Origin of the sequence: Saccharothrix sp. CB00851 (assembly GCF_001905065.1) — a bacterium.
Taxonomy (GTDB): domain Bacteria; phylum Actinomycetota; class Actinomycetes; order Mycobacteriales; family Pseudonocardiaceae; genus Actinosynnema.
The window spans coordinates 67674-88954 of the sequence record NZ_LWLC01000017.1 but is presented as its reverse complement, the minus strand read 5'-3'; the positions used below and the strand labels follow the sequence as shown (position 1 = coordinate 88954).

At 71.4% G+C, this 21281-nt stretch carries 22 protein-coding genes; 15 read left to right on the top strand and 7 right to left on the bottom strand.

What is annotated here, in order from left to right:
* Positions 1–149 precede the first annotated feature (149 nt).
* Positions 150–1160, top strand: a complete 1011-nt coding sequence (locus tag A6A25_RS18375; RefSeq protein ID WP_143193236.1) for a methionine synthase — start codon at positions 150–152, stop codon at positions 1158–1160.
* 191 nt (positions 1161–1351) lie between these two features.
* Here A6A25_RS18375 and A6A25_RS18370 read toward each other — a convergent pair whose 3' ends face one another.
* Both A6A25_RS18370 and A6A25_RS18365 read right to left on the bottom strand, forming a co-directional pair.
* Positions 1352–1855: a GNAT family N-acetyltransferase gene (locus A6A25_RS18370; RefSeq protein ID WP_073891699.1), complete on the bottom strand. Its 504-nt coding sequence runs from the start codon at positions 1853–1855 to the stop codon at positions 1352–1354.
* Between the two features lie 11 nt (positions 1856–1866).
* Positions 1867–2772, bottom strand: a complete 906-nt coding sequence (locus A6A25_RS18365; RefSeq protein ID WP_073891697.1) for a LysR family transcriptional regulator — start codon at positions 2770–2772, stop codon at positions 1867–1869.
* Between the two features lie 72 nt (positions 2773–2844).
* Between A6A25_RS18365 and A6A25_RS18360 the strand changes: the two genes are divergently transcribed.
* From A6A25_RS18360 to A6A25_RS18350, 3 genes are read left to right on the top strand one after another with little or no spacing between them, the layout of a single operon-like run.
* Positions 2845–3474 (top strand): succinate dehydrogenase cytochrome b subunit, encoded by a 630-nt coding sequence (locus tag A6A25_RS18360; protein WP_274534325.1) that lies wholly within the window; start codon positions 2845–2847, stop codon positions 3472–3474.
* A 1-nt stretch (position 3475) separates the two neighbouring features.
* Complete coding sequence (locus tag A6A25_RS18355) at positions 3476–5389, top strand: fumarate reductase/succinate dehydrogenase flavoprotein subunit (protein ID WP_073891693.1); 1914 nt, start codon at positions 3476–3478, stop codon at positions 5387–5389.
* A complete protein-coding gene (locus A6A25_RS18350; protein ID WP_073891691.1) occupies positions 5386–6132 on the top strand; it encodes a succinate dehydrogenase/fumarate reductase iron-sulfur subunit in 747 nt (248 codons plus the stop codon). The genes A6A25_RS18355 and A6A25_RS18350 overlap by 4 nt, the downstream gene beginning before the upstream one ends.
* On the opposite strand, the gene A6A25_RS18345 is transcribed toward A6A25_RS18350, so the two are convergent.
* On the bottom strand, positions 6108–6956 hold the full coding sequence (locus A6A25_RS18345; protein ID WP_073891689.1) for a YeiH family protein: 849 nt from the start codon (positions 6954–6956) through the stop codon (positions 6108–6110). The genes A6A25_RS18350 and A6A25_RS18345 overlap by 25 nt on opposite strands.
* 11 nt (positions 6957–6967) lie before the next feature.
* Between A6A25_RS18345 and A6A25_RS18340 the strand changes: the two genes are divergently transcribed.
* From A6A25_RS18340 to ligA, 3 genes are read left to right on the top strand one after another with little or no spacing between them, the layout of a single operon-like run.
* Complete coding sequence (locus A6A25_RS18340; protein WP_073891687.1) at positions 6968–7870, top strand: LysR family transcriptional regulator; 903 nt, start codon at positions 6968–6970, stop codon at positions 7868–7870.
* Between the two features lie 13 nt (positions 7871–7883).
* A complete protein-coding gene (locus A6A25_RS18335) occupies positions 7884–8534 on the top strand; it encodes a hypothetical protein (protein ID WP_073891795.1) in 651 nt (216 codons plus the stop codon).
* Positions 8535–8565: 31 nt separating this feature from the next.
* A complete protein-coding gene (ligA, locus tag A6A25_RS18330; protein ID WP_073891685.1) occupies positions 8566–10731 on the top strand; it encodes an NAD-dependent DNA ligase LigA in 2166 nt (721 codons plus the stop codon).
* Positions 10732–11674: 943 nt separating this feature from the next.
* Here ligA and A6A25_RS18325 read toward each other — a convergent pair.
* On the bottom strand, positions 11675–12439 hold the full coding sequence (locus tag A6A25_RS18325) for an SDR family oxidoreductase (RefSeq protein ID WP_073891683.1): 765 nt from the start codon (positions 12437–12439) through the stop codon (positions 11675–11677).
* 71 nt (positions 12440–12510) lie between these two features.
* Between A6A25_RS18325 and A6A25_RS18320 the strand changes: the two genes are divergently transcribed.
* Entirely contained in the window at positions 12511–13158 is a 648-nt protein-coding gene (locus A6A25_RS18320) for a TetR/AcrR family transcriptional regulator (RefSeq protein ID WP_073891681.1), read from the top strand.
* A 5-nt stretch (positions 13159–13163) separates the two neighbouring features.
* Here A6A25_RS18320 and A6A25_RS18315 read toward each other — a convergent pair whose 3' ends face one another.
* The gene (locus A6A25_RS18315; RefSeq protein ID WP_198932758.1) at positions 13164–13904 is read right to left on the bottom strand and encodes a class I SAM-dependent DNA methyltransferase; all 741 of its coding nucleotides are present in this window, start codon (positions 13902–13904) and stop codon (positions 13164–13166) included.
* Between the two features lie 377 nt (positions 13905–14281).
* Here A6A25_RS18315 and A6A25_RS18310 point away from each other — a divergent pair, with 377 nt between their 5' ends.
* Entirely contained in the window at positions 14282–14788 is a 507-nt protein-coding gene (locus A6A25_RS18310; protein WP_073891677.1) for a GNAT family N-acetyltransferase, read from the top strand.
* Here the strand turns inward: A6A25_RS18310 and A6A25_RS18305 are convergent.
* Positions 14769–15179, bottom strand: a complete 411-nt coding sequence (locus A6A25_RS18305; protein ID WP_073891675.1) for an SWIM zinc finger family protein — start codon at positions 15177–15179, stop codon at positions 14769–14771. The genes A6A25_RS18310 and A6A25_RS18305 overlap by 20 nt on opposite strands.
* A gap of 26 nt (positions 15180–15205) precedes the next feature.
* Here A6A25_RS18305 and A6A25_RS18300 point away from each other — a divergent pair, with 26 nt between their 5' ends.
* Both A6A25_RS18300 and A6A25_RS18295 read left to right on the top strand, forming a co-directional pair.
* A complete protein-coding gene (locus A6A25_RS18300) occupies positions 15206–15913 on the top strand; it encodes a 3-keto-5-aminohexanoate cleavage protein (RefSeq protein WP_198932757.1) in 708 nt (235 codons plus the stop codon).
* A gap of 50 nt (positions 15914–15963) precedes the next feature.
* Positions 15964–16602, top strand: coding sequence for a LysE family translocator (locus A6A25_RS18295; RefSeq protein WP_073891673.1), 639 nt, complete (start codon positions 15964–15966; stop codon positions 16600–16602).
* A 155-nt stretch (positions 16603–16757) separates the two neighbouring features.
* On the opposite strand, the gene A6A25_RS18290 is transcribed toward A6A25_RS18295, so the two are convergent.
* Positions 16758–17411, bottom strand: a complete 654-nt coding sequence (locus A6A25_RS18290; protein WP_073891792.1) for an amino acid-binding protein — start codon at positions 17409–17411, stop codon at positions 16758–16760.
* Positions 17412–17629: 218 nt separating this feature from the next.
* Between A6A25_RS18290 and gatC the strand changes: the two genes are divergently transcribed.
* From gatC to gatB, 4 genes are read left to right on the top strand one after another with little or no spacing between them, the layout of a single operon-like run.
* The gene (gene gatC, locus A6A25_RS18285) at positions 17630–17929 is read left to right on the top strand and encodes an Asp-tRNA(Asn)/Glu-tRNA(Gln) amidotransferase subunit GatC (protein WP_073891671.1); all 300 of its coding nucleotides are present in this window, start codon (positions 17630–17632) and stop codon (positions 17927–17929) included.
* On the top strand, positions 17926–19446 hold the full coding sequence (gene gatA, locus A6A25_RS18280) for an Asp-tRNA(Asn)/Glu-tRNA(Gln) amidotransferase subunit GatA (RefSeq protein WP_073891668.1): 1521 nt from the start codon (positions 17926–17928) through the stop codon (positions 19444–19446). The genes gatC and gatA overlap by 4 nt, the downstream gene beginning before the upstream one ends.
* Positions 19443–19634 (top strand): hypothetical protein, encoded by a 192-nt coding sequence (locus A6A25_RS18275; RefSeq protein WP_073891666.1) that lies wholly within the window; start codon positions 19443–19445, stop codon positions 19632–19634. The genes gatA and A6A25_RS18275 overlap by 4 nt, the downstream gene beginning before the upstream one ends.
* The gene (gene gatB / locus A6A25_RS18270) at positions 19631–21133 is read left to right on the top strand and encodes an Asp-tRNA(Asn)/Glu-tRNA(Gln) amidotransferase subunit GatB (RefSeq protein WP_073891664.1); all 1503 of its coding nucleotides are present in this window, start codon (positions 19631–19633) and stop codon (positions 21131–21133) included. Before A6A25_RS18275 ends, gatB begins: the two co-directional genes overlap by 4 nt.
* Positions 21134–21281: the final 148 nt, after the last annotated feature.

Here is a 21281-nt window from a genome sequence, read left to right as displayed (position 1 = left end):
GCGGCACGCCCCCACACCACGTCGTGGCGGTGCCCTCGACCACTGTCGGCACCGACAAGGTGACCGTAGGTGGCCTAGACCACTTCGTCAATGGGTCTAGACCTTTTCCGTCCCGAATGGCGCAGCGGCGGTGGTGGGAGACTGTCCGCGTGGATGCCCTCCCTTGGTCCGCCGGCGCCGCCACCGGCATCGGCTCGCTACCCGGAACCGACCCGCTGGAGGCCGCCAGGATCGTGCTCGGCGAACTCCCCGACCTCCCTCACCTGCCCGAACTGCCCGCCCGGGGCGTCGGCGCGGACATGATCGGCCGCACCGCCGCGCTCCTGGTCGACCTGCCGGTCGAGGTGGTCCCGTCCGGCTGGCGGACCACCGCGCACCCCGGTAGGGACCACCGGCGCGCGGTGGACCTGGTGCGCCGCGACCTGGACGCGTTCGAGGAAGCCGCCGAGCCCGCGCCGCCGCCGGTGGTCAAGGTGCAGGCCGCCGGACCGTGGACGCTCACCGCGAGCGTCGAGCTGGTGCGCGGCCACCGCGTGCTCACCGACAAGGGTGCGCTGCGCGAGTTCACCCAGTCCCTGGTCGAAGGGCTCAACCGGCACGTCGCCGAGGTCGCCAAGCGCACCGGCGCGAAGGTCGTCGTGCAGCTGGACGAACCGGCGCTGCCCGCCGTGCTCAAGGGCCTGCTGCGGACGCCGTCCAAGCTGGGCACGGTCGCCGCCGTCCCCGAGCCGGACGCGCGTGCCGTGCTGCAGACGGTGGTCGACGGCCTCGACGCGGACGTGATCGTGCACTGCTGCGCGCCGAACCCGCCCGTCACGCTCCTGCGCCAGGCGGGCGCGCGGGCCGTGTCGTTCGACGTCACGATCCTGGACGACACGATGTGGGACGAGATCGGTGAGGCGTGGGAGGAGAAGACCCAGCTGCTGCTCGGCCTGGCCCCGAGCACCGACCCGAGCACGCCGCCGAGCCTGAAGTCCCTGGCCCAGCCCGCGCTGGACCTGGTGGACCGGCTGGGGTTCCCGCGTTCGATCCTGGGCACGCACGCCGTGCCGACGCCGACGTGCGGCATGGCCGGTGCGAGCGCGAAGTGGGTGCGGCGGGCGCTGGCGTTGACCCGTGACGTCGGCAAGGCGTTCGTCGAACCCCCCGAAGGCTGGTAACCCCGCGAGAGTCGAACCCTCACGTCCCGCGTGTCCTACGTTCAGGACCACCGTGTCCTACGTTCGGACCACCCGAGTTGAACACTCGGAACACGGCCCGCCGTCCTGAACGTTCAACTCGGGGTACCGGAACGTAGGACACGCGCGTTCTGGACGTGGGACACGCGGGACCTGGAGGTTCGACTCGCGGGTTAGAGGGTGGTGAAGGGGGTGGCGTAGGTGAAGGGGCCGGTGAGGGCGGGGGTGTAGGTGGTGAGGGTGCGGGCCTGGAAGTACGGGGTCCAGGTGGGGTCCGGCGGGGTGATGCCGCAGGTCGAGGCCGGGACGAAGCCGAAGCGGGAGTAGTAGGCCGGGTCGCCCAGGAGGATCACCAGGGGCTCGTCGAGGGCGTCGGCGGCACCCAGGACGGCGTGCATGAGGGCCTTGCCGACGCCGGAGCGTTGGTGGGCGGGCAGCACGCTCAGCGGGCCGAGGCCCAGGGCGGGAGCGTCACCCACCGACCCGCGCGTGCACACGACGTGACCGACCACGGCGCCGTCGAGCTCGGCGACGAGGGACAGGGCCGGGATCCAGCCCGGGTCGGCCCGCAGCTCACCGACCAGGCGCGCCTCACCGCCCGGCCGGGCCGCGAACGCGGCCTCCGTCACGTCGTGGATGGCCCGCACGTCGGCAGTGGTCTCGCGTCGGATCAGCACGGTCCAGCAGCCTAGGGCCCCACCAGGTGAACCCCCGAAGGCATTTCGGCCTCGCGCAGGAACGCCAGCAGCACCTGCCGGAACGCGCGCCCGGCCGACGTCGGCGCCACGTCCGTCCGATGTGCCAGCGCCACCGTGCGAGTGGTGGCCGGCGCCAACGGCGTCCCGTGCAACGACCGCGTCGCCAGCACCGTGCTCGGCACGATCGCCACCCCCAACCCCACCTCCACGAACCGCAGCACGGCGTCCATCTCCCCGCCTTCCACCGCGAACCGCGGCTCGAACCCCGCCTGCCGGCACGCCGCCAACGTCGTCTCCCGCAAGTCGTACCCCGGCCGGAACATCACCAACGGGTGATCACTGAGGTCCGTCAACCGCATCCGGTTCACCCCCAGCGGTGACGCCGACGCCACCACCAGCTCCTCCCGCAGCACCGGCACCACGGTCAGCGCCCGGTCCGCGTCCGCGGGCGACACGATCACCAGCGCCAGGTCCAGCTGCCCCGCCTCCAACGCCGCGACGAGATCACGCGACCCGCCCTCCGTCACCGACACCTGGATGCCGGGGTAGGCGTCGTGGTACCGCTTGATCACGTCCGCGAACAGGCTGCCGCACAGGCTGGGCGTCGCACCCACCCGCACCCGTCCCCGCCGCAGCCCTACCAGCTCGGCCACCTCCAGCCGCGCCGTGTCCACATCGGACAGGATCCGGGCGGCCACGGGCAGCAGCGCCTCGCCCGCCGGCGTCAACGTCACGTTCCCGCGCGCCCGGTTGAACAGCTCCGCCCCCAGTTCCTTCTCCAACGCGTGGATCTGCTTGGACAGTGAGGGCTGCGCCACACGCACCTCCGCCGCCGCACGCGTGAAGTGCCGCGTCCGGGCCACTGCCAGGAAGTACACGAGCTGCTGCAGCGTCATAGCCCCAGGCTATCTTCAGCCAGGTCACGATGTATTGGACGACTCGTCACCGCCGTTCCTAGCGTCAGCGACGTGGACACGATCGGGCTCTACCGCACCACCGTCGGCAAGAAAGTCGTCATGGCGGTCACCGGCGCCGGACTGCTGCTGTACGTCGTCGTGCACATGCTCGGCAACCTCACCGTCTTCTCCGGCGCGGACGCGATCGACGGCTACGGTCGCTGGCTGCGCGAGATCGGCGTGGTCTGGCCGACGCGGGTGGCACTGCTCGCCTGCGTGACGCTGCACTTCATCGCCGCCTACCAACTGACCGCGAAGGCGCGCAAGGCCAGGGGCCGCTACGAGCACCGCCGACGTGTCCAGGGCAGTTACGCGGCCCGCACGATGCGCTGGGGCGGCGTGATCATCGCCCTGTTCGTGATCTACCACCTGCTCGACCTCACCGTCGGGTGGCTCAACCCGAACGGCGTACCCGGCGAGATTCACGCGAACGTGGTCGCCGACTTCCAGCACTGGTACGTGGTGCTGGCGTACGCGGTCGCCGTGCTCGCCCTGGGCTTCCACATCCGCCACGGCGTGTGGAGCGCCACGCAGACGCTGGGCGTCACCACCTCGCGCGTGATCGGCCTCGGCGTGGCCGTGGCGATCTGCGCCGGTTTCCTCTCCGTTCCCTTCGCCGTCTTCACCGGATTGGTGAGCTGACATGTACTTCACCGAAGGTTCCCCGATCGCCGACCAGCGCGTGCCGGCGGGACCGATCGAGACCCGCTGGGACCGCCGCCGCTTCTCCGCCCGGCTGGTCAACCCCGCGAACCGGCGCAACCGCAGCGTGCTCGTGGTCGGCACGGGACTCGCGGGCGGTTCGGCCGCGGCGACCCTGGCCGAACTCGGCTACCGGGTCAAGTCGTTCTGCTACCAGGACAGCCCGCGCCGCGCGCACAGCATCGCCGCGCAGGGCGGCATCAACGCGGCCAAGAACTACCGCAACGACGGCGACAGCGTGCACCGCCTGTTCCACGACACGGTCAAGGGTGGCGACTTCCGCTCCCGCGAGTCGAACGTGCACCGGTTGGCGCAGATCAGCGTCGAGATCATCGACCAGTGCGTGGCACAGGGCGTGCCGTTCGCCCGCGAGTACGGCGGCCTGCTGGACACGAGGTCCTTCGGCGGGGCGCAGGTTTCCCGCACGTTCTACGCCCGCGGCCAGACCGGGCAGCAACTCCTCCTGGGCGCCTACCAGGCGTTGGAACGGCAGGTCGCCGCCGGACGCGTCGAGATGCACCCGCGCACCGAGATGCTCGACCTCATCGTGGTGGACGGCCGGGCGCGCGGGATCGTCGTGCGCGACCTCGTCAGCGGCACGGTGTCCACCCACTTCGCGGACGCCGTCGTGCTCGCCACCGGCGGCTACGGCAACGTGTTCCACCTGTCCACCAACGCCAAGGGCTGCAACGCCACCGCGATCTGGCGGGCGCACCGGCGCGGCGCGCTGTTCGCGAACCCGTGCTTCACCCAGATCCACCCGACGTGCATCCCGATCAGCGGCGACCACCAGTCGAAGCTCACCCTGATGAGCGAATCCCTGCGCAACGACGGCCGCGTGTGGGTGCCGCGCGACCGGAACGACACGCGTGCGCCGAACGACATCCTCGAAGCCGACCGGGACTACTTCCTGGAGCGCATGTACCCGGCGTTCGGCAACCTCGTGCCGCGTGACATCGCGTCGCGGGCGGCGAAGAACATCTCCGACGAGAAGCGCGGCGTGTACCTCGACTTCGCCGACGCCATCGCCCGCCTGGGCGCGCTCGCCGTCGAACAGCGCTACGGGAACCTGTTCGAGATGTACCAGCGCATCACCGGTGACGATCCGTACCGGACGCCGATGCGCATCTACCCGGCCGTGCACTACACGATGGGTGGCCTGTGGGTCGACTACGACCTGCGCTCCACGATCCCCGGCCTGTTCGTCATCGGCGAGGCGAACTTCTCCGACCACGGCGCGAACCGGCTGGGCGCGTCGGCGCTGATGCAGGGCTTGGCGGACGGCTACTTCGTGCTGCCCGGCGTGATCGGCGACTACCTGGCCGACGCGCCGTTCGGTCCGGTCGACGACAGCCACCCGGTGGTCTCCGACACCGTGTCCGAGGTGCGCGGTCGGGTGAAGACGCTGCTGGCCGTGGACGGTGACCGCACGGTCGAGTCGTTCCACCGCGAACTGGGCCGGCTGATGTGGGACGAGTGCGGCATGGAGCGCGACGAGGCGGGGTTGCGCAAGGCGTTGGAGCGGATCCCGGAGCTGCGCGAGGAGTTCTGGCAGCGGGTGAAGGTGCCCGGCACGGGCGAGCGGCTGAACCAGGAGCTGGAGAAGGCCGGCCGGGTCGCGGACTTCTTCGAGCTGGCCGAGCTGATGTGCGTGGACGCCCTGCACCGCGCCGAGTCGTGCGGCGGCCACTTCCGGTCCGAGAGCCAGACACCGGACGGCGAGGCGCTGCGGGACGACGCGAACTTCTCGTACGTCGCAGCTTGGGAGTACACGGGGGTGGGTCAACCACCTGTGCTGCACAAGGAAGAGCTGTTCTTCGAGCACGTCACGCCGAGCACGAGGAGCTACGCGTGAAGCTGACCCTGCGGATCTGGCGGCAGAGCGGTGCCACCGGGCGGTTGGTGGAGTACGTCCTGGACGACCTGTCGCCGGACATGTCGTTCCTGGAGATGCTGGACGTGCTCAACGAGCGGTTGGTCACCGAGGGGAAGGAGCCGGTGGCGTTCGACCACGACTGCCGCGAGGGCATCTGCGGCATGTGCGGGTTGATGATCAACGGGATGGCGCACGGGCCGGAGAAGGCCACCACGGCGTGCCAGCTGCACCTGCGGCACTTCCGCGACGGTGACGTGGTGACCGTGGAGCCGTGGCGGGCCGAGCCGTTCCCGGTGGTGCGCGACCTGGTGGTGGACCGGTCGGCGTTCGACCGGATCGTGGCGGCGGGCGGGTACATCAGCGTGCCGGCCGGGTCGGCGCCGGACGCGCACGCGATCCCCGTGCCCAAGCCGGACGCGGACACCGCGTTCGAGGCGGCGGCGTGCATCGGCTGCGGTGCGTGCGTGGCGGCGTGCCCCAACGGGTCGGCCATGTTGTTCACCGCGGCGAAGGCCACCCACCTGGGCGTGCTGCCGCAGGGCCAACCGGAGCGGTACTCGCGGGCGCGGGACATGGTGGCCGAGCACGACGCGTCCGGTTTCGGCGGCTGCACGAACACCGGCGAGTGCACGTCGGCGTGCCCCAAGGGCATCCCGCTGACCACGATCGCCCGGCTGAACGCCGACCTGCTGCGCGCTCACACCACCCGCAGCGACAGGTAACCCGTCCCGCACACCAGGACCGTGGCGAGCAGCCCCAGGAGGAGCGCCCTGGGGCTGGTCCGCAGCAAGGCTTTGGGGCGCACGGACGTGCCCAGGCCGAAGAGAGCGGCGGCCAGCACGACGGTGGTCACGACCTTGGCGACGTCCAGCACGGCACCCGGGACCAGCGGGCTGACCAGCATCAACGCCAGGAACCCGAACAGGAAACCGGGCACCGGCGGTGCGCCGCGACCACCCACGCCGGCCACGATCGGCGCCAGCAACGCCACCCGGCCGAGCTTCACCGCCATCGCCGTCGCCAGACCGCCGGCGGGCGCGGCGGCGGCCACCTGCGCCACCTCGTGCACGCTCAGCCCGATCCACTCCGGTGACGCGTCCAGCAGCGGCAGCACGACCATCGCCAGCGTGCCGTAGAGCGTGACCAGGGCGACGCTCGTGGCCACGTGCTCGTCCTCGCGGTCCACCCTGCCCTCGACGGCGGCGATGGCCGACGCGCCGCAGATCGAGAAACCGCTGGCCACCAGGACGTACAGGCCACGCGGCAGGCCCAGCCACCGGCCGAGCCACACCGTGCCGAAGAACGTGACCGCGACGGTGACCACCACGGCCACCAGAACGCCCGGTCCCAAAGTGAGAAGTTGCACAACGGACAGTTGCAGACCGAGCAGTACCACCCCGGTGCGCAGCAACCCGCGCGTGACGCCGCTCAGGTCCGGCAGGCGTCCACCCACGAGCACACCCAGGACCAACGCGGCGATCAGCACACCATCCACCCTCCGCCCGCGCGAACGCTTCCGGTAGGCGGCGGTGAGGTCTGGGGTCATACCCTGTGGCTATGACCCCGGACCTCGAATCGCTGCGCCTGCTGGTGCTCGTCGGGGAACTGGGCAGCCTCGGACGTGCCGCCGACGAACTCGGCATCGCACAACCCTCGGCGAGCAAGCGGCTGTCCACACTGGAACGGCGACTCGGTGTCGTGCTCGTGGACCGCGGCCGGCGCGGCTCGGTGCTGACCCCCGCGGGCGTGGTCGTGACCGAGCGGGCACGGCGGGTGCTGGACGAGGTCGCGGGCCTGGTGGAGGGCGCGCGGGCGCTGCGGTCGGCGCAGGAGGCCGAGCTGCGGGTCGCCGCCAGCATGACCGTGGCCGAGCACCTCGCGCCGAGCTGGATCGGCGAACTGCGCCGCGCCCGGCCCGACCTGCGCGTGGGGTTGAGGGTGACCAACTCCGAGACCGTCGGCGCCCTCGTCCGCGACGCCGCGGTCGACCTCGGGTTCGTCGAAGCCCCAGGTGCGCTACCAGGGCTTTCGTTCCGGAAGGTGGCCGTGGACCGGCTCGCCCTGGTCGTCGCGCCAGGCCACCCGTGGTCGCGCCGGCGCCGACCGCTCACCCCGCCGGAACTGGCCCGGACACCGCTCGTCATGCGCGAACGCGGCTCCGGCACCCGCGACACCCTCGACCGGGCGCTGCCGGACGCGTGCCCGCCCGCGCTGGAACTGAGCTCCACCACGGCCGTGCGGGGCGCGGTGGTCGCCGGCGTCGCACCCGCCGTGCTCAGCGTGCTCGCGGTCGCCGTCGACCTCGCCGAAGGACGCCTGGTCGAGGTGCCGGTCGAACTCGACCTGCGCCGCGTGCTGCGCGCCGTGTGGCCGGGCGGGCGGCGGTTGGTGGGACCCGCCGCGGAACTCCTCGCCGTGGCCGGCCGGCGCAGTTCGACCACAGCCGCAGGTCAGCCGTAGTTCAATGGAACGCATGAGCTGGTTGCGCCGACGCACCGAACCCGAGCCCGAGCCCGTCCACCTGCCCAACCCGGCCGAAGCCGCGGTCGCGTTCTGGCAGGAGTGGTTCGAGCTGCTGCCCAGCGTGAGCGCGGCACTGGGCGACGGCGAGCCGTACCGGGTGGAGGGCGAGATCGGGGCCATGGTCGCGGCCATGCACCCCGACCTGGAGTTCTCCCTCGAACGCGGGCACCGCGCGATCTACGCCCTGGTGATCACCAGCCGTGAAGACCCGAAACTGCGCCCCTACACCGACGCGTGGATCGAAGCCGCGCCGTCCGAGGACATGATCTGGGAGTACCACGACTCCGTGCCCGCCGTGCCCGACCCGACCGCCGTCACGATCAACCTCGGCCCCCGCCGCATCCGACTCGCCGACGTGCGCGTCGTCGCCCAGGTCTCCGACGGGCTGGTCGACGTCGCCGTCTACCACCCCGAGTTCGCCAACCTCGACGACCAGGCCAGGCAGACCATGACGTTCCTGCCGTTGGACGTCACGCTCGGTGAGCGCCTGGCGGGTGAACGGCTCGGCCGGGTGGAAACGGCGTCCGCCGAGCCGGCGGGCACCATCGGCCTGCTGGAGCTGCGCGACCTCGTCAACGGGATGACCGAGGATCCCGCCTGAAATTGTCGGACCCCCTGGTTACCCTGATGCCGTGACCAGCGACGACCCGTTGAACCCGGCCCAGGCTCCCGCCGAGGGCGTCGAGGACGTGCCCGCCGACGTGCGCGAGGAGCACGCCGCGCTGGCCGAGGTGGTGCGCGGGCACCAGTTCCGCTACTACGTCCTCGACTCGCCGACGGTCAGTGACGGCGAGTTCGACGCGTTGCTCCGGGAGTTGGAGGCGCTGGAGCGCGAGCACCCCGGGCTCGCCACGCCCGACTCGCCCACCCAGCTCGTCGGCGGCACGTTCTCGACCGAGTTCACGGCCGTCGACCACCTGGAGCGGATGCTCAGCCTCGACAACGTCTTCTCGCCCGACGAGCTGCAGGGCTGGTACGAGCGGGTGCGCAAGGAAATCGGGCCGGACGCCCACTTCCTGTGCGAGCTGAAGATCGACGGGCTGGCGATCAACCTGCTCTACGAGCACGGGCGGCTGGTCCGCGCGCTGACCAGGGGTGACGGGCGCACCGGCGAGGACGTGACGCTCAACGTCCGCACGCTGGAGAACGTGCCGGAGACGCTGACCGGGACCGACGCCCACCCCGTGCCCGCCCTGGTCGAGGTGCGCGGCGAGGTGTTCTTCGCGGTGGAGGACTTCCTGGAGCTCAACGCGCGCCTGGTGGAAGCCGGCAAACCGCCGTTCGCGAACCCGCGCAACACCGCTGCCGGATCGTTGCGGCAGAAGGACCCGAAGGTCACCGCGTCGAGACGGCTCCGGATGATCTGCCACGGACTGGGCAAGCGCGAGGGGTTCGAGCTGACCAGGCAGTCCGAGGCGTACGAGGCGCTGCGGGCGTGGGGGCTGCCGGTGTCGTCGCACACCAGGGTGCTGAGCACGTTCGAGGAGATCGCGTCGCACGTCTCGTACTGGGGAGCGCACCGGCACGACGCCGTGCACGAGATCGACGGCGTGGTCGTCAAGGTGGACGAGGTGTCGCTGCAGCGGCGCCTCGGCAGCACGTCCCGCGCGCCGCGGTGGGCGATCGCGTTCAAGTACCCGCCAGAGGAGGCGACCACCACCCTGCTGGACATCAAGGTGCAGGTCGGCCGCACCGGCCGCGTGACGCCGTTCGCCGTGATGGAGCCGGTGAAGGTGGCCGGTTCGACGGTCGCGCGCGCCACCCTGCACAACGCGAGCGAGGTCAAGCGCAAGGGCGTGCTGATCGGCGACCGCATCGTGATCCGCAAGGCCGGTGACGTGATCCCCGAGGTGCTCGGCCCGGTGATCGACGCCCGGCCCGATGACGCCTACGCGTTCGAGATGCCCCTGACCTGCCCCGAGTGCGGCCACGCGTTGCGCCCGATGAAGGAGGCGGACGTCGACATCCGGTGTCCCAACGCGGCTGGGTGCCCGGGTCAGCTGCGCGAGCGCTTGGCGTACTTGGCGTCGCGGTCGGCGTTGGACATCGAGGTGCTCGGCTTCGAGGCGGCGGCGGCCCTGGTCGAGTCCCCGGTGTACGGCGACGAGGGCGACCTGTTCGACCTGGACGCGGACAAGCTCGCGCGGGTCGACCTCTTCCGCACCAAGGACGGCGAGCTGACCGCGAACGCCGTGAAGCTGCTGGACAACCTGGAGACCGTCAAGCAGCGTCCACTGTGGAGAGTCCTGGTGGCGCTGTCGATCCGGCACGTCGGTCCGACGGCGGCTCGTGCGTTGGCGCAGGAGTTCGGTTCCCTGGAGCGCATCACCGGTGCCACGGAAGAGGAGTTGGCGTCCGCCGAGGGCGTGGGCCCGACCATCGCGACGGCCGTGCGGGAGTGGGTGGAAACCCCTTGGCGGCAGTCGATCGTGACCAAGTGGGCGGCTGCGGGCGTGCGGATGGCGGAGGAACGTGACATGACGATCCCGCGCAACCTGGAGGGGTTGTCGATCGTGGTGACGGGTTCGCTGGAGACGTTCTCGCGTGACGAGGCCAAGGAGGCGATCCTGTCGCGCGGCGGCAAGGCGGCGGGTTCGGTGTCGAAGAAGACGGCCTTCGTCGTCGTCGGCGAGTCGCCGGGCTCCAAGGCCGACAAGGCACTCCAACTCAAGGTCCCAATCCTGGACGAAGCAGGCTTCCAAACCCTCCTGACCGAAGGCCCCGCCGCCGCCACCAGAGTCGCCACCCTCGCCGAACCCGGAACAACCCCCGAGGAGTCACCCACCTCAACCCCCTAACCCCAACCCACTCCACCGCCCTGACCAGCAACTTCCTACCACCCCTCTTCCGCGATCGAGTGAACCTGCCAACCCAATCCAATCAAAACGCCGTTATCTTCAACCTCAAACGTCGGTTGAAACAACGAGGCCGGCAACCAACCCGCCCCGCTCCACCCCTCCCGCCTCACTCCGCCGAGCCCACCCACGACTGCCACCCCACCCCCCGGACTGGCCCCACTCCACGGACTCCACGCACCGCCCCGCCCGCCGCCACGCCGAACCGATCCCGCCACTCCGACCCGCCAACCGCCAGACTCGCCGCCACACCGCACGGTCGCGCCGCACCAGCCACACCGCACCAGCCACACGGCACCAGCCACACGGCACCAGCCACACCGCACCAGCCACACCGCACTCGCGACACCGCACTCGCGACACCGCACTCGCGATACCGTGACGCCACGCCAGCTGCACCGCTGCGGTCACGGCCCGCCGCCACCACGGCGTAGCGCATCGCCGACCGTCATGTCGCACTCGCCGCACCCGCCGCTGCCACACTCTCGCTGCGCCGCCGCTGCAGTCATCGCACCCTGCGACAGCGCCGCATCTGCGGTCATCGCACTGCCGCCGCCGCGCCGCTGATCGCAGACCGCGCTGATCGCCGACCAAGCGGTCGCGGCCTGGCAGGTCGAACGCGCCGCTGCACGCCAAGGTGTCCCTGGTGGGTGACTGCCGACGCTGTCCGGCCCCGCATGCCGCACGTATGCGCCGCCGAGGTCCGCCGCAGGGTGCGGGGGCGCGGGGCGCGGGTAGCCGAGACTGGCTGCGCCGCAACGGGTGTGCGGTGGCCGGGGGTCGAGCGTGTGGTAGCGGTCGTCGGGGAGCGGGGAGCGGGGAGCGGGGAGCGGTGGCGGGTGGCGAGGAGCGGCGGCGGGTGTGCGGAGTGGGGCGGTGGTGGTGGTTAGAGGTGGGGGCCGAGGAAGAGGCCGCCGCTCGCGTCGATGACTTGGCCGGTGATCCAGCGGGCGTTGGGGGTGGCCAGGAAGGCGACTACGTCGGCGATGTCGGTGGCGTCGCCCAGGCGGCCGAGGGCGGTTGAGGTGGTGATGAGGTTGGTCAGGTCGGGGGATTCGAAGATGGTCTTGTTGGTCGGGGTGCGGGTGGCGCCGGGGGCGACGGCGTTGACCGTGATGCCGCGGGCGCCCAGTTGGTTGGCCAGGGTCAGGCTCATGGTTTCGACCGCGCCCTTGGTCATGGCGAAGGCCGTCTGAGTCGGGTTGGCCATGCGGGTTGCCACGGACGAGATGGTGATGATGCGGCCGCCGTCGCGCAGGAGTGGCAGCGCCCGCTGGATGATGAAGTACGGCGCCCGGACGTTCACGGCGAAGAGGTGGTCGAACTCGGCCCTCGTCGTGGCGCCGAGCGGCCCCGTGGGGGCGGCTGCGGCGTTGTTGACGACGATGTCCAGCGGCCCGCCGGAGAGGGCGGTCTCGATGCCGGCGAAGAGGGTCTCGACGTCGTCGTCCCCACCCAGCGGCGCCCTGACGGCGTGGGCGGTTCCGCCGGTGCGTTCGATCGCGGCGACCGTAGTGGTGGCGCCGTCCTGGTCAGTGCCGAAGTGCACGATGACCGTCGCGCCGTCGGCTGCCAGTCGGGTCGCGATCGCCTGTCCGATGCCGCGCGACGCTCCCGTCACGAGGGCTGTCTTGCCGATCAGGTCACCCATGTCGAAACACCCCCAGGGTTGTGAGTGTCTACCAAGTTGGTAGTCACTATCACCAAGGTAGTGTCTACCACATGTCCGAGCGACCCTCGACCCTGCGAGCACAGCGACGTGCCGAGATCCAGCGCACGATCCAGGCGCACGCGGTGCGGCTGTTCACCGAGCGCGGGTACGACGCGACCACCGTCACCGACGTCGCCGGAGCCGCGGGCGTGTCGCCGATGACCGTGTACCGGCACTTCCCCACGAAGGAAGACCTCGTCCTGGTCGACCAGCACGGCCCGCTCATCGCCGAACGGATCGCCGCGTCACCAGCCGCGCAACCCCTGGTGCGCCGCATCGGCACGGCGCTCATCGACTCGGCCAAGACGTTGACCGGCAGCACCGGCAGCACCGGCAGCACCCGCGGGCCCGGGACGTCAACAGACGAGAAGTTCCTGCTCGCCCGCCTCCGACTCATGATCTCGACGCCCGCCCTGCGCGCCAAGCACCTCGACAACTTCTACGCCCTCCAGCAGGCCATCGTCGGCGCCCTCACCGACGAGACCACCGACCCCGACACGTCCTTCCACGCCCAAGCCGCGGCGAGCGCCTGCCTGGCCGCCATGCACACGGCCCTGGTGCGCTGGGCCGAGGACGACGGGCGGACCGAGCTGCCCGCCGTCCTCGCGAAGGCGCTCGCCGCGGCCTTCGGCGACGACGCCGTAACCACCGACGGCTGACCGCGTCACACCGGCCGGTACACGGACACGTGGCCGCGGCTGGTGCCGGTGAACGGGCGGCGGTCCCAGGTCTCATGGCGTTCGGCCAGCCGGAGCCCCGCCCGTTCCGCCATGAGGTCCAGCTCGCCGGGATAGGTGTAGCGCTGCGCGTGCGGCTTCAGCCGGATGCCGTCCGCCGTGAAGATGACCTTCTGGCTGACGAACCGCTGCGCCGCCAAGTCGATGTCGTACACCTCGATCGCCGCCGACCCGACGTCCGCCCACAGCGCCTGCACCCGCTTGCCGTCGGGGAAGCGGGACGGGTCGGGGACGTACGTCTCGACCACGAACGCGCCGTCCGGCTCCAGCACCCGCGCCACGTTCGCGAAGCAGTCCGCCTGCCGCCGGACGTCCACCAGGTTGAAGATCGTGTTGAACACCAGGTACACCAACGCGAACCGACCTGTCACGGGCACGTCCGCCATGTCCCCGATGGTCACCGGGACCTCCGCGCCGCCTGGCTTCGCGGCCAGTTTCGCCGCCATCAGCTCGGATCCCTCCACCCCCTCCACGGGCACGCCGCGGGCAGCCAGCGGCAACGCCACCCGGCCCGTGCCGATCGCCAGTTCCAAGGTCCTCCGCCCACCGGCCAGCGGTGCCAGGAAGTCCACCGCGGGCGTCGGGTCCAGCTCGGGCCCGCTGTCGTAGTCCTCCGCCCACACCTGGCCGAAGAACGCCGGGTCACCGATCACGTCATAACTGGACAAAACCGTCTCCTGTGTCAGTCGGCCCACCGCGTCACGCGCAGCAGGTTTCCCTTGCGGTGCAACGGGTTGTGATCCGACCGGGCCGGTCCGTCGGGGCGAAGTGCCCAGGTGCGTCGCCGCGCCCGCGCCGCCGCACCGAGACCGGTGCTGCGCGTCCCGCAGCACGGACTCCGGTCGAACCACCGAAGCAGCCGGTCACGACACCGGCAACCGAATACCCGCCGAGCACGCCGTCGCACCCGCAGTCTTGCGGGCCCACGGGGCGGCACGGGCGACATCCGGGCCCACCTCGGACCGGAATCTTGATCGAACCCCTGGCGCGGCAGTTGTGTGGACGACAATCGTGGACTGTCCGATGACGCGCAGAGGGGAACCAGATGGCCGACATCGTGGTGAGGCCCGCCAGGGAAGACGAGTGGGCGGCGGCGGGTGCGATCACCGTGGCCGCCTACCAGGCCGACCGCCACATCGACAGCCACACCGGCGGGTACGCCGACACGCTGGTCGATACCCGCACCCGTGCCCGCGAGGCCGAGCTGCTGGTGGCGGTGGACGTCGAGGACACCGTGCTCGGCACCGTCACCGTGGTCCGGCCCGGCGCCCCGTACGCCGAGGTCAGCCGGGACGGCGAGGTGGAGTTCCGGATGCTCGCGGTGAGCCCGTCGGCGCGCGGCCGCGGTGTCGGTGAGGCGTTGGTGCGCGCGGTGATCGTGCGGGCGCGGGAACTCGGCGCACGGCGGCTGGTGATGAGCAGTTCCGAGCACATGACCACGGCGCACCGGCTCTACCGGCGGCTGGGGTTCCGGCGACAGCCCGACCGGGACTGGCGGCCGGTGCCGGGCGTGGACGTGACCGCGCTCGGGTTCAGCCTCGAACTCGCATGATCTCCTCGCGCAACGACCGGTCGCGGGCGGCTCGGTCGTAGAGCAGCTCCACCAGGGTCGCGTGGTCGAGTTCGGCGAGGCGGTCGCGCAGCTCCTCGTCCTCCGCGTCCGGCGGCGGCACGGTCAGGCCGCGCTCCAGCAGCACCAGGCCCAGCGCGACGCAGTGCTTGCAGAAGAAGCCCTGCGACCCGTACGGGCACGTGCAGGCGCCGACCAGGCGGGTGTCGTCCCACTCCAACGTCACCCGGTACGCGTCCGCGCCGACCACGACGCCCTCCACGTGCCGTGAGCGGACGGACAGCTCGACCACGGAGTCCCGGTAGGTCAGCCCGCGCCAGTACGACTTGGCGCCCGCGTGGTGGCGCAGGAGGGCTGAGGTCAGCGTCGGCATGGCGGTATCCAACACCTTGTGGTTCGGTGGGTTTCGTGCTCCAGGCTTGTCTGAACGGCGCCCGTGAGCCGGGCAGCCACCCTAGTCTGCCGATCACCCCGCAGCAGCTGGCGGCCGACGCCGCGGGGTGCGCCGAGCTGGGCGTGACGTCGTTCCACCTGCACCCGCGGGACGTGGTGGGGTTGGAGGTGCTGGCCGGTCCGGAGGTCGCTACGTCGGTATCGGTGGTTCGGGCGGCCGTGGCGCACGCCGAGATCGGCGTGACGACCGGCGCGTGGATCGTGCCGGATCCCGTGCGGCGGGCGGAGCTGGTGCTCGGGTGGGCGGGGCTGGCGGCCGGACGTCCCGACTTCGCTTCGGTCAACGTCCACGAGGACGGCTGGCTCGGCGTGGCGCGTGCGTTGCGTGACGCGGGGATCGGCATCGAGCTGGGCGTGTTCGACGTGGGGGCGGCGCGGACGTTGCTGGACGTCGGCGTGCCCGCGGGGACGGTTCGGGTGCTGGCGGAGGTGCGGCCGGGGCAGACCGTGGACGACGCCGTGCGGCTGGTGGACCTGCTGGTGCCGCTGGGGGTGCCGATCCTGCTGCACGGTGAGGACGACAGCGCGTGGCCGGTGCTGGATCACGCGGTGGCGCGCGGGCTGGACACCCGGGTCGGTCTCGAGGACACGCTCACCGCGCGTGACGGCACGGCGGCGGTGGACAACGCGCAGCTGGTGAAGCTGGCTCTGTGAGGGCGGAAAAACGCTGGTAGCGCGGGTGCCGGCCGTGGTTTCGTGGGGCCATGGTGTCCACTGACCGGCTGCTCGCCTTCGCGGCCATGTCGTTCCTGCTGATCGTGATCCCCGGGCCGAGCGTGCTGTTCGTGGTCGGGCGGGCGTTGGCGCAGGGGCGCCGGGCCGCGCTGATCACCGTGCTGGGGAACACGCTCGGGGCTTACGCGCTGGTCGTGGCCGTCGCGTTCGGGGTCGGGGCGGTGGTGGAGCGTTCGGCGGTCGTGTTCACGACGTTGAAGCTGGTGGGTGCCGCGTACCTGGTGTACCTGGGGGTGAAGGCGGTGCGGCAGCGCGGGGCGTTGCACGCGTCGTTCACCGCCGGTGGTCCGGCGCACGGCGGGCTGCGCACGTTGTGGGAGGGCTTCGCGGTCGGCGTGGCGAACCCGAAGACGATCGTGTTCTTCGCCGCCGTGCTGCCGCAGTTCGTGGACCGCGCGCAGGGCGGCGTCGCGGCCCAGATGCTCCTGCTCGGCCTGCTGTTCAACGTCATCGCGCTGGCGTCCGACAGCGTCTGGGGCCTGGCCGCCGCGACCGCCCGCACCTGGTTCGCCCGCTCACCCCGAGGCCTGTCCCTGGTGGGCGGCGCCGGCGGCCTGACCATGATCGGCCTGGGCGTCACCATCGCCACCACCAGCCGCCACCCCTGAACCCCAACTCACGCGCGTGTCCTACGTTCGCGTCGCGCGTGTCCTACGTTCGGAACACCCGAGTTGAACACTCAGAACACGGCCCGCCGTCCCGAGTGTTCAACTCGGGGTACGCGAACGTAGGACACGCGCGTTCCGAACGTAGGACACGCGGGTTAGTCGGGGAGGACGACGGAGACGATGCCGGCCAGGTGGGCGAGGCGGGCGACCTCGGCGGCGCGGAACATCGGGCCACCCGGGCGGCCCACCAGCAGGACGCGGTCCGGTTTGCCCAGGGGGGTGGCGGCCAGCTCGGTGCCCAGCTCCTGCCACGTCTCCGGCACCCACGAGTCCTCGCCGTCCAGCACGGTGGCGCGGGCCAGCGGCAGCCACGGCGGGGTCGCCAGCTTGGTCTCCGGTGCGGCGGACGACGAGGTCAGGCGGTGCACGGTGCGGCCGTCCCACGACACGACCACCGCCCACCCCGCCCGGATGATCTTCGGCACGCCCTCGGTGAACACCGCCAGCCCGGTGCGCGGGTCCTCGGCGACCTCCTCCACCAGCTCCAGCTCGCGGTGGGTGTCCAGCACACCCGCGTACGGCCGGACCGCGTCCACCTCGACGCCGTCGATGGACTCCGCGGCGGTGATCAGCACGTCCGGCAGCCGCCCGGACGGCAGTTCGACCACCAGGTCGTCGATGGCCAGGCCCGCCCCGCGCTCCACCACGTCCACGCTGAGGATGTCGGCCCCGATCGCGCCGAGCGCGGAGGCGACCGCGCCCAGGGTGCCGGGACGGTCCGGGAGCTGGACCCGGATCAGGAAGGACACGGTGCACGCCTCCAAGGTGGAACGTCGAGGTGGAAACTCGCCGGTCGATGATTCTCGCAGACGCAGCTTCGCTTTCCGACCCACCGGGCGCGTTGCACACGGGTAAAATCGCGCACCCTCGCGCGCGAGCGCGGGTAACCCGGTCGGAGGTCGGCCTGACCAGCCAATAGACTCGGCAGGTCCAAAATCCGAAAATCCGACCCACGGGGGTTGACGAGGTGCCCAGCATCTCCCGCGACGAGGTCGCGCACCTGGCCCGCTTGGCGAGGCTCGCCGTCACCGACGACGAGCTGGACCTGTTCGCCAGCCAGCTGGACGTGATCCTGCAGTCGGTGGCCACGGTGGGCGACATCGCCACCGCGGACATCCCGCCCACTTCGCACGCCGTTCCGCTGACCAACGTGTTCCGCGAGGACGTGGTGCGTCCCAGCCTCGGTCAGCAGCAGGCGCTCGCGGGCGCCCCCGCCGCCGAGGACGGCCGTTTCCGCGTGCCCCGCATCCTGGGGGAGGAAGCATGACCGCCGACCTGACCCGCGCCACGGCCGCCGAGCTGGCGGCCAGGATCGCGAACCGCGAGGTCTCCGCGGTGGAGGTCGCGCAGGCCCACCTCGACCGGATCGGCGAGGTCGACGGCGCGGTCAACGCGTTCCTGCACGTCGACACCGAGGGCGCGCTCGACGCCGCCCGCAAGGTGGACGACGACATCGCCGCCGGCGTCCACGTGGGCCCGCTGGCCGGCGTGCCGATCGCGCTCAAGGACGTGCTCACCACCGAGGGCGTGCCGACCACGGTCGGCTCGAAGATCCTCGAGGGCTGGATCCCGCCCTACGACGCCACGGTCACGCGCCGCCTGAAGGAAGCCGGCCTGGTGATCCTCGGCAAGACCAACATGGACGAGTTCGCGATGGGCTCCTCCACCGAGAACTCGGCCTACGGCCCGACCCGCAACCCGTGGGACACCGACCGCATCCCGGGTGGCTCGGGCGGTGGCTCGGCGGCGGCGCTGGCCGCGTTCGAGGCGCCGCTGTCGATCGGCACGGACACCGGCGGCTCGATCCGCCAGCCCGGCGCGGTCACCGGCACGGTCGGCGTGAAGCCCACCTACGGCGGTGTCTCGCGGTACGGGCTGGTGGCGTTCTCGTCGTCGCTGGACCAGGCCGGCCCGTGCGCCCGCACGGTGCTGGACGCGGCCCTGCTGCACGAGGTCATCGCCGGGTACGACCCGATGGACTCGACGTCGATCAACGCGCCCGTCCCGCCGGTGGTGGCGGCGGCGCGCGAGGGCGCGAACGGCGACCTCTCCGGTGTGCGCGTCGGCGTGGTCACGCAGTTCAGCGGCGAGGGCTACCAGCCGGGCGTGCTGCGCAGCTTCGAGGCGGCCGTGGCGCAGCTCAAGCAGCTGGGCGCCGAGGTCGTCGAGGTGTCGTGCCCGAGCTTCGACTACGCGCTGCCCGCGTACTACCTGATCGCGCCCAGCGAGGCGTCGTCCAACCTGGCCCGGTTCGACGCGATGCGCTACGGCCTGCGGGTGGGCGACGACGGCACGCGCAGCGCCGAGGAGGTCATGTCGCTGACCCGCGAGGCCGGTTTCGGCCCCGAGGTGAAGCGCCGGATCATGATCGGCACCTACGCGCTGTCGTCGGGCTACTACGACGCCTACTACGGCTCCGCGCAGAAGGTGCGCACGCTGATCAGCCGCGATTTCGACGCCGCGTTCGCCACCGTGGACGTGTTGGTCTCGCCGACCACGCCGACCACCGCGTTCCCGATCGGCGAGCGCACGAACGACCCGATGGCGATGTACAAGGCGGACCTGTGCACGATCCCGGCGAACCTCGCCGGCAACGCCGCCATGAGCGTCCCGAGCGGACTGTCCGACGAAGACGGCCTGCCGGTCGGCCTGCAGATCATGGCGCCCGCGTTGCAGGACCACCGGATGTACCGGGTGGCGGCGGCGTACGAGGTGGCGCGGGACGCGGCGCTGGGCGCGCCGGTGATCAGCGGCGTGCCGCAGCTCGCGGGGGTGACGCGGTGAAGCGGGCGCGGACGGTCCTCGCGCTGGTCGGTGCCGCGGGTGCGGCCACCAGCGCGTTCTCCACGTTGAAGTCGGCTCGCGGCAAGAACGACAAGCTCGCCCTGGTCAACGCGGCGGCGAGCATCCTGGTGGCGATCACCGGCGCGGCGCTGGCCGTGCGGGGTCTGCGGAAGGACGGGAAGGCATGACGTCGGTGCACGAGCTGATGGACTACGCCGAGGTCATCGAGCGCTTCGACCCGGTGCTCGGGTTGGAGGTGCACGTCGAGCTGCACACCAACACCAAGATGTTCTGCGGCTGCGCGAACGTGTTCGGCGGCGAGCCGAACACGCAGGTCTGCCCGGTGTGCCTGGGCATGCCCGGCGCGCTGCCCGCGGTCAACGGCAAGGCGGTGGAGTCGGCGATCCGGATCGGGTTGGCGCTCAACTGCGAGATCGCCGAGTGGTGCCGGTTCGCCCGGAAGAACTACTTCTACCCGGACATGCCGAAGAACTTCCAGACCTCGCAGTACGACGAGCCGATCGCGTTCAACGGCCACCTGGACGTGACGCTGGACGACGGCTCGCTGTTCCGGGTCGAGATCGAGCGCGCGCACATGGAGGAGGACACCGGCAAGTCGCTGCACGTCGGCGGCGCGACCGGGCGGATCCACGGCGCGGAGCACTCGCTGCTCGACTACAACCGCGCGGGCGTGCCGCTGATCGAGATCGTCACCAAGCCGATCACGGGCACCGGTGAGCGGGCGCCGGAGGTGGCGCGGGCCTACGTGACCGCGTTGCGCGACCTGCTCAAGGCGCTGGACGTGTCGGACGTGCGGATGGACCAGGGTTCGCTGCGCTGCGACGCGAACGTGTCGCTGATGGCCAAGGACGCGACCGAGTTCGGCACGCGCACCGAGACCAAGAACGTGAACTCGCTGCGCAGCGTCGAGCGGGCGGTGCGGTTCGAGATGACCCGCCAGGCGGCGCTGCTGGCGTCCGGCGGCAAGGTCACCCAGGAGACCAGGCACTTCGACGAGTCGACGGGGTCCACCTCGTCGGGCCGCACGAAGGAGACCGCGGAGGACTACCGGTACTTCCCGGAGCCCGACCTGGTGCCGATCGCGCCGTCGCGCGAGTGGGTGCAGGAGCTGCGCGGCACGCTGCCGGAGCTGCCGTGGGAGCGCCGCAAGCGGGTGCAGCAGGAGTGGTCGCTGACCGACGCCGAGCTGCGCGACCTGGTCAACGCCGGTGCGGTGGACCTGGTGACGGCCACGGTGGACGCGGGCGCGACGCAGGCCGAGGCCCGGTCGTGGTGGGTGGCCTACCTGACCAAGGAGGCCAACGCCCGCGGTGTCGAGCTGGCCGAGCTGGGCATCACGCCGGCGCAGATCGCCCGGGTGATCGCGCTGGTGAACTCCGGTGAGCTGACCAACAAGCTCGCGCGCGAGGTGGTGACCGGCGTGCTGGAGGGCGAGGGCGAGCCGGAGGCCGTCATCGAGGCGCGCGGGCTGAAGGTCGTCTCGGACGACTCCGCGCTGGAGAAGGCGGTGGACGAGGCGCTGGCGGCGCAGCCGGACGTGGCGGCGAAGATCCGCGACGGCAAGGTGGCCGCGGCGGGTGCGATCGTCGGCGCGGTGATGAAGGCGACGCAGGGTCAGGCGGACGCGAAGCGCGTGCGCGAGCTGATCATCGCCCGCTGTTCGTAGGGGTTCGACCCGGCGGTGGGGCGCCGGTCGCGTGACGCGGCCGGCGCCCCACCGCCGTTTTGTGCCCGGTGTCCGAGTAGGTCCAGCGCGGCCGGTCCATTCGCGATTCGTCCTACTCGGACACCGTTCGTCACCATTTCGGGACGGC

Bases quoted from the DNA above. Each gene is read 5' to 3' on its own strand.
- A6A25_RS18345 (WP_073891689.1), bottom strand. From the start codon at position 6,956: ATGACCCCAGACCTCACCGCCGCCTACCGGAAGCGTTCGCGCGGGCGG.
- A6A25_RS18355 (WP_073891693.1), top strand. From the start codon at position 3,476: ATGTACTTCACCGAAGGTTCCCCGATCGCCGACCAGCGCGTGCCGGCG.
- gatB (WP_073891664.1), top strand. From the start codon at position 19,631: ATGACGTCGGTGCACGAGCTGATGGACTACGCCGAGGTCATCGAGCGC.
- A6A25_RS18365 (WP_073891697.1), bottom strand. From the start codon at position 2,772: ATGACGCTGCAGCAGCTCGTGTACTTCCTGGCAGTGGCCCGGACGCGG.
- A6A25_RS18310 (WP_073891677.1), top strand. From the start codon at position 14,282: ATGGCCGACATCGTGGTGAGGCCCGCCAGGGAAGACGAGTGGGCGGCG.
- A6A25_RS18305 (WP_073891675.1), bottom strand. From the start codon at position 15,179: ATGCCGACGCTGACCTCAGCCCTCCTGCGCCACCACGCGGGCGCCAAG.
- gatA (WP_073891668.1), top strand. From the start codon at position 17,926: ATGACCGCCGACCTGACCCGCGCCACGGCCGCCGAGCTGGCGGCCAGG.
- A6A25_RS18340 (WP_073891687.1), top strand. From the start codon at position 6,968: ATGACCCCGGACCTCGAATCGCTGCGCCTGCTGGTGCTCGTCGGGGAA.
- A6A25_RS18325 (WP_073891683.1), bottom strand. From the start codon at position 12,439: ATGGGTGACCTGATCGGCAAGACAGCCCTCGTGACGGGAGCGTCGCGC.
- A6A25_RS18335 (WP_073891795.1), top strand. From the start codon at position 7,884: ATGAGCTGGTTGCGCCGACGCACCGAACCCGAGCCCGAGCCCGTCCAC.
- A6A25_RS18295 (WP_073891673.1), top strand. From the start codon at position 15,964: ATGGTGTCCACTGACCGGCTGCTCGCCTTCGCGGCCATGTCGTTCCTG.
- A6A25_RS18320 (WP_073891681.1), top strand. From the start codon at position 12,511: ATGTCCGAGCGACCCTCGACCCTGCGAGCACAGCGACGTGCCGAGATC.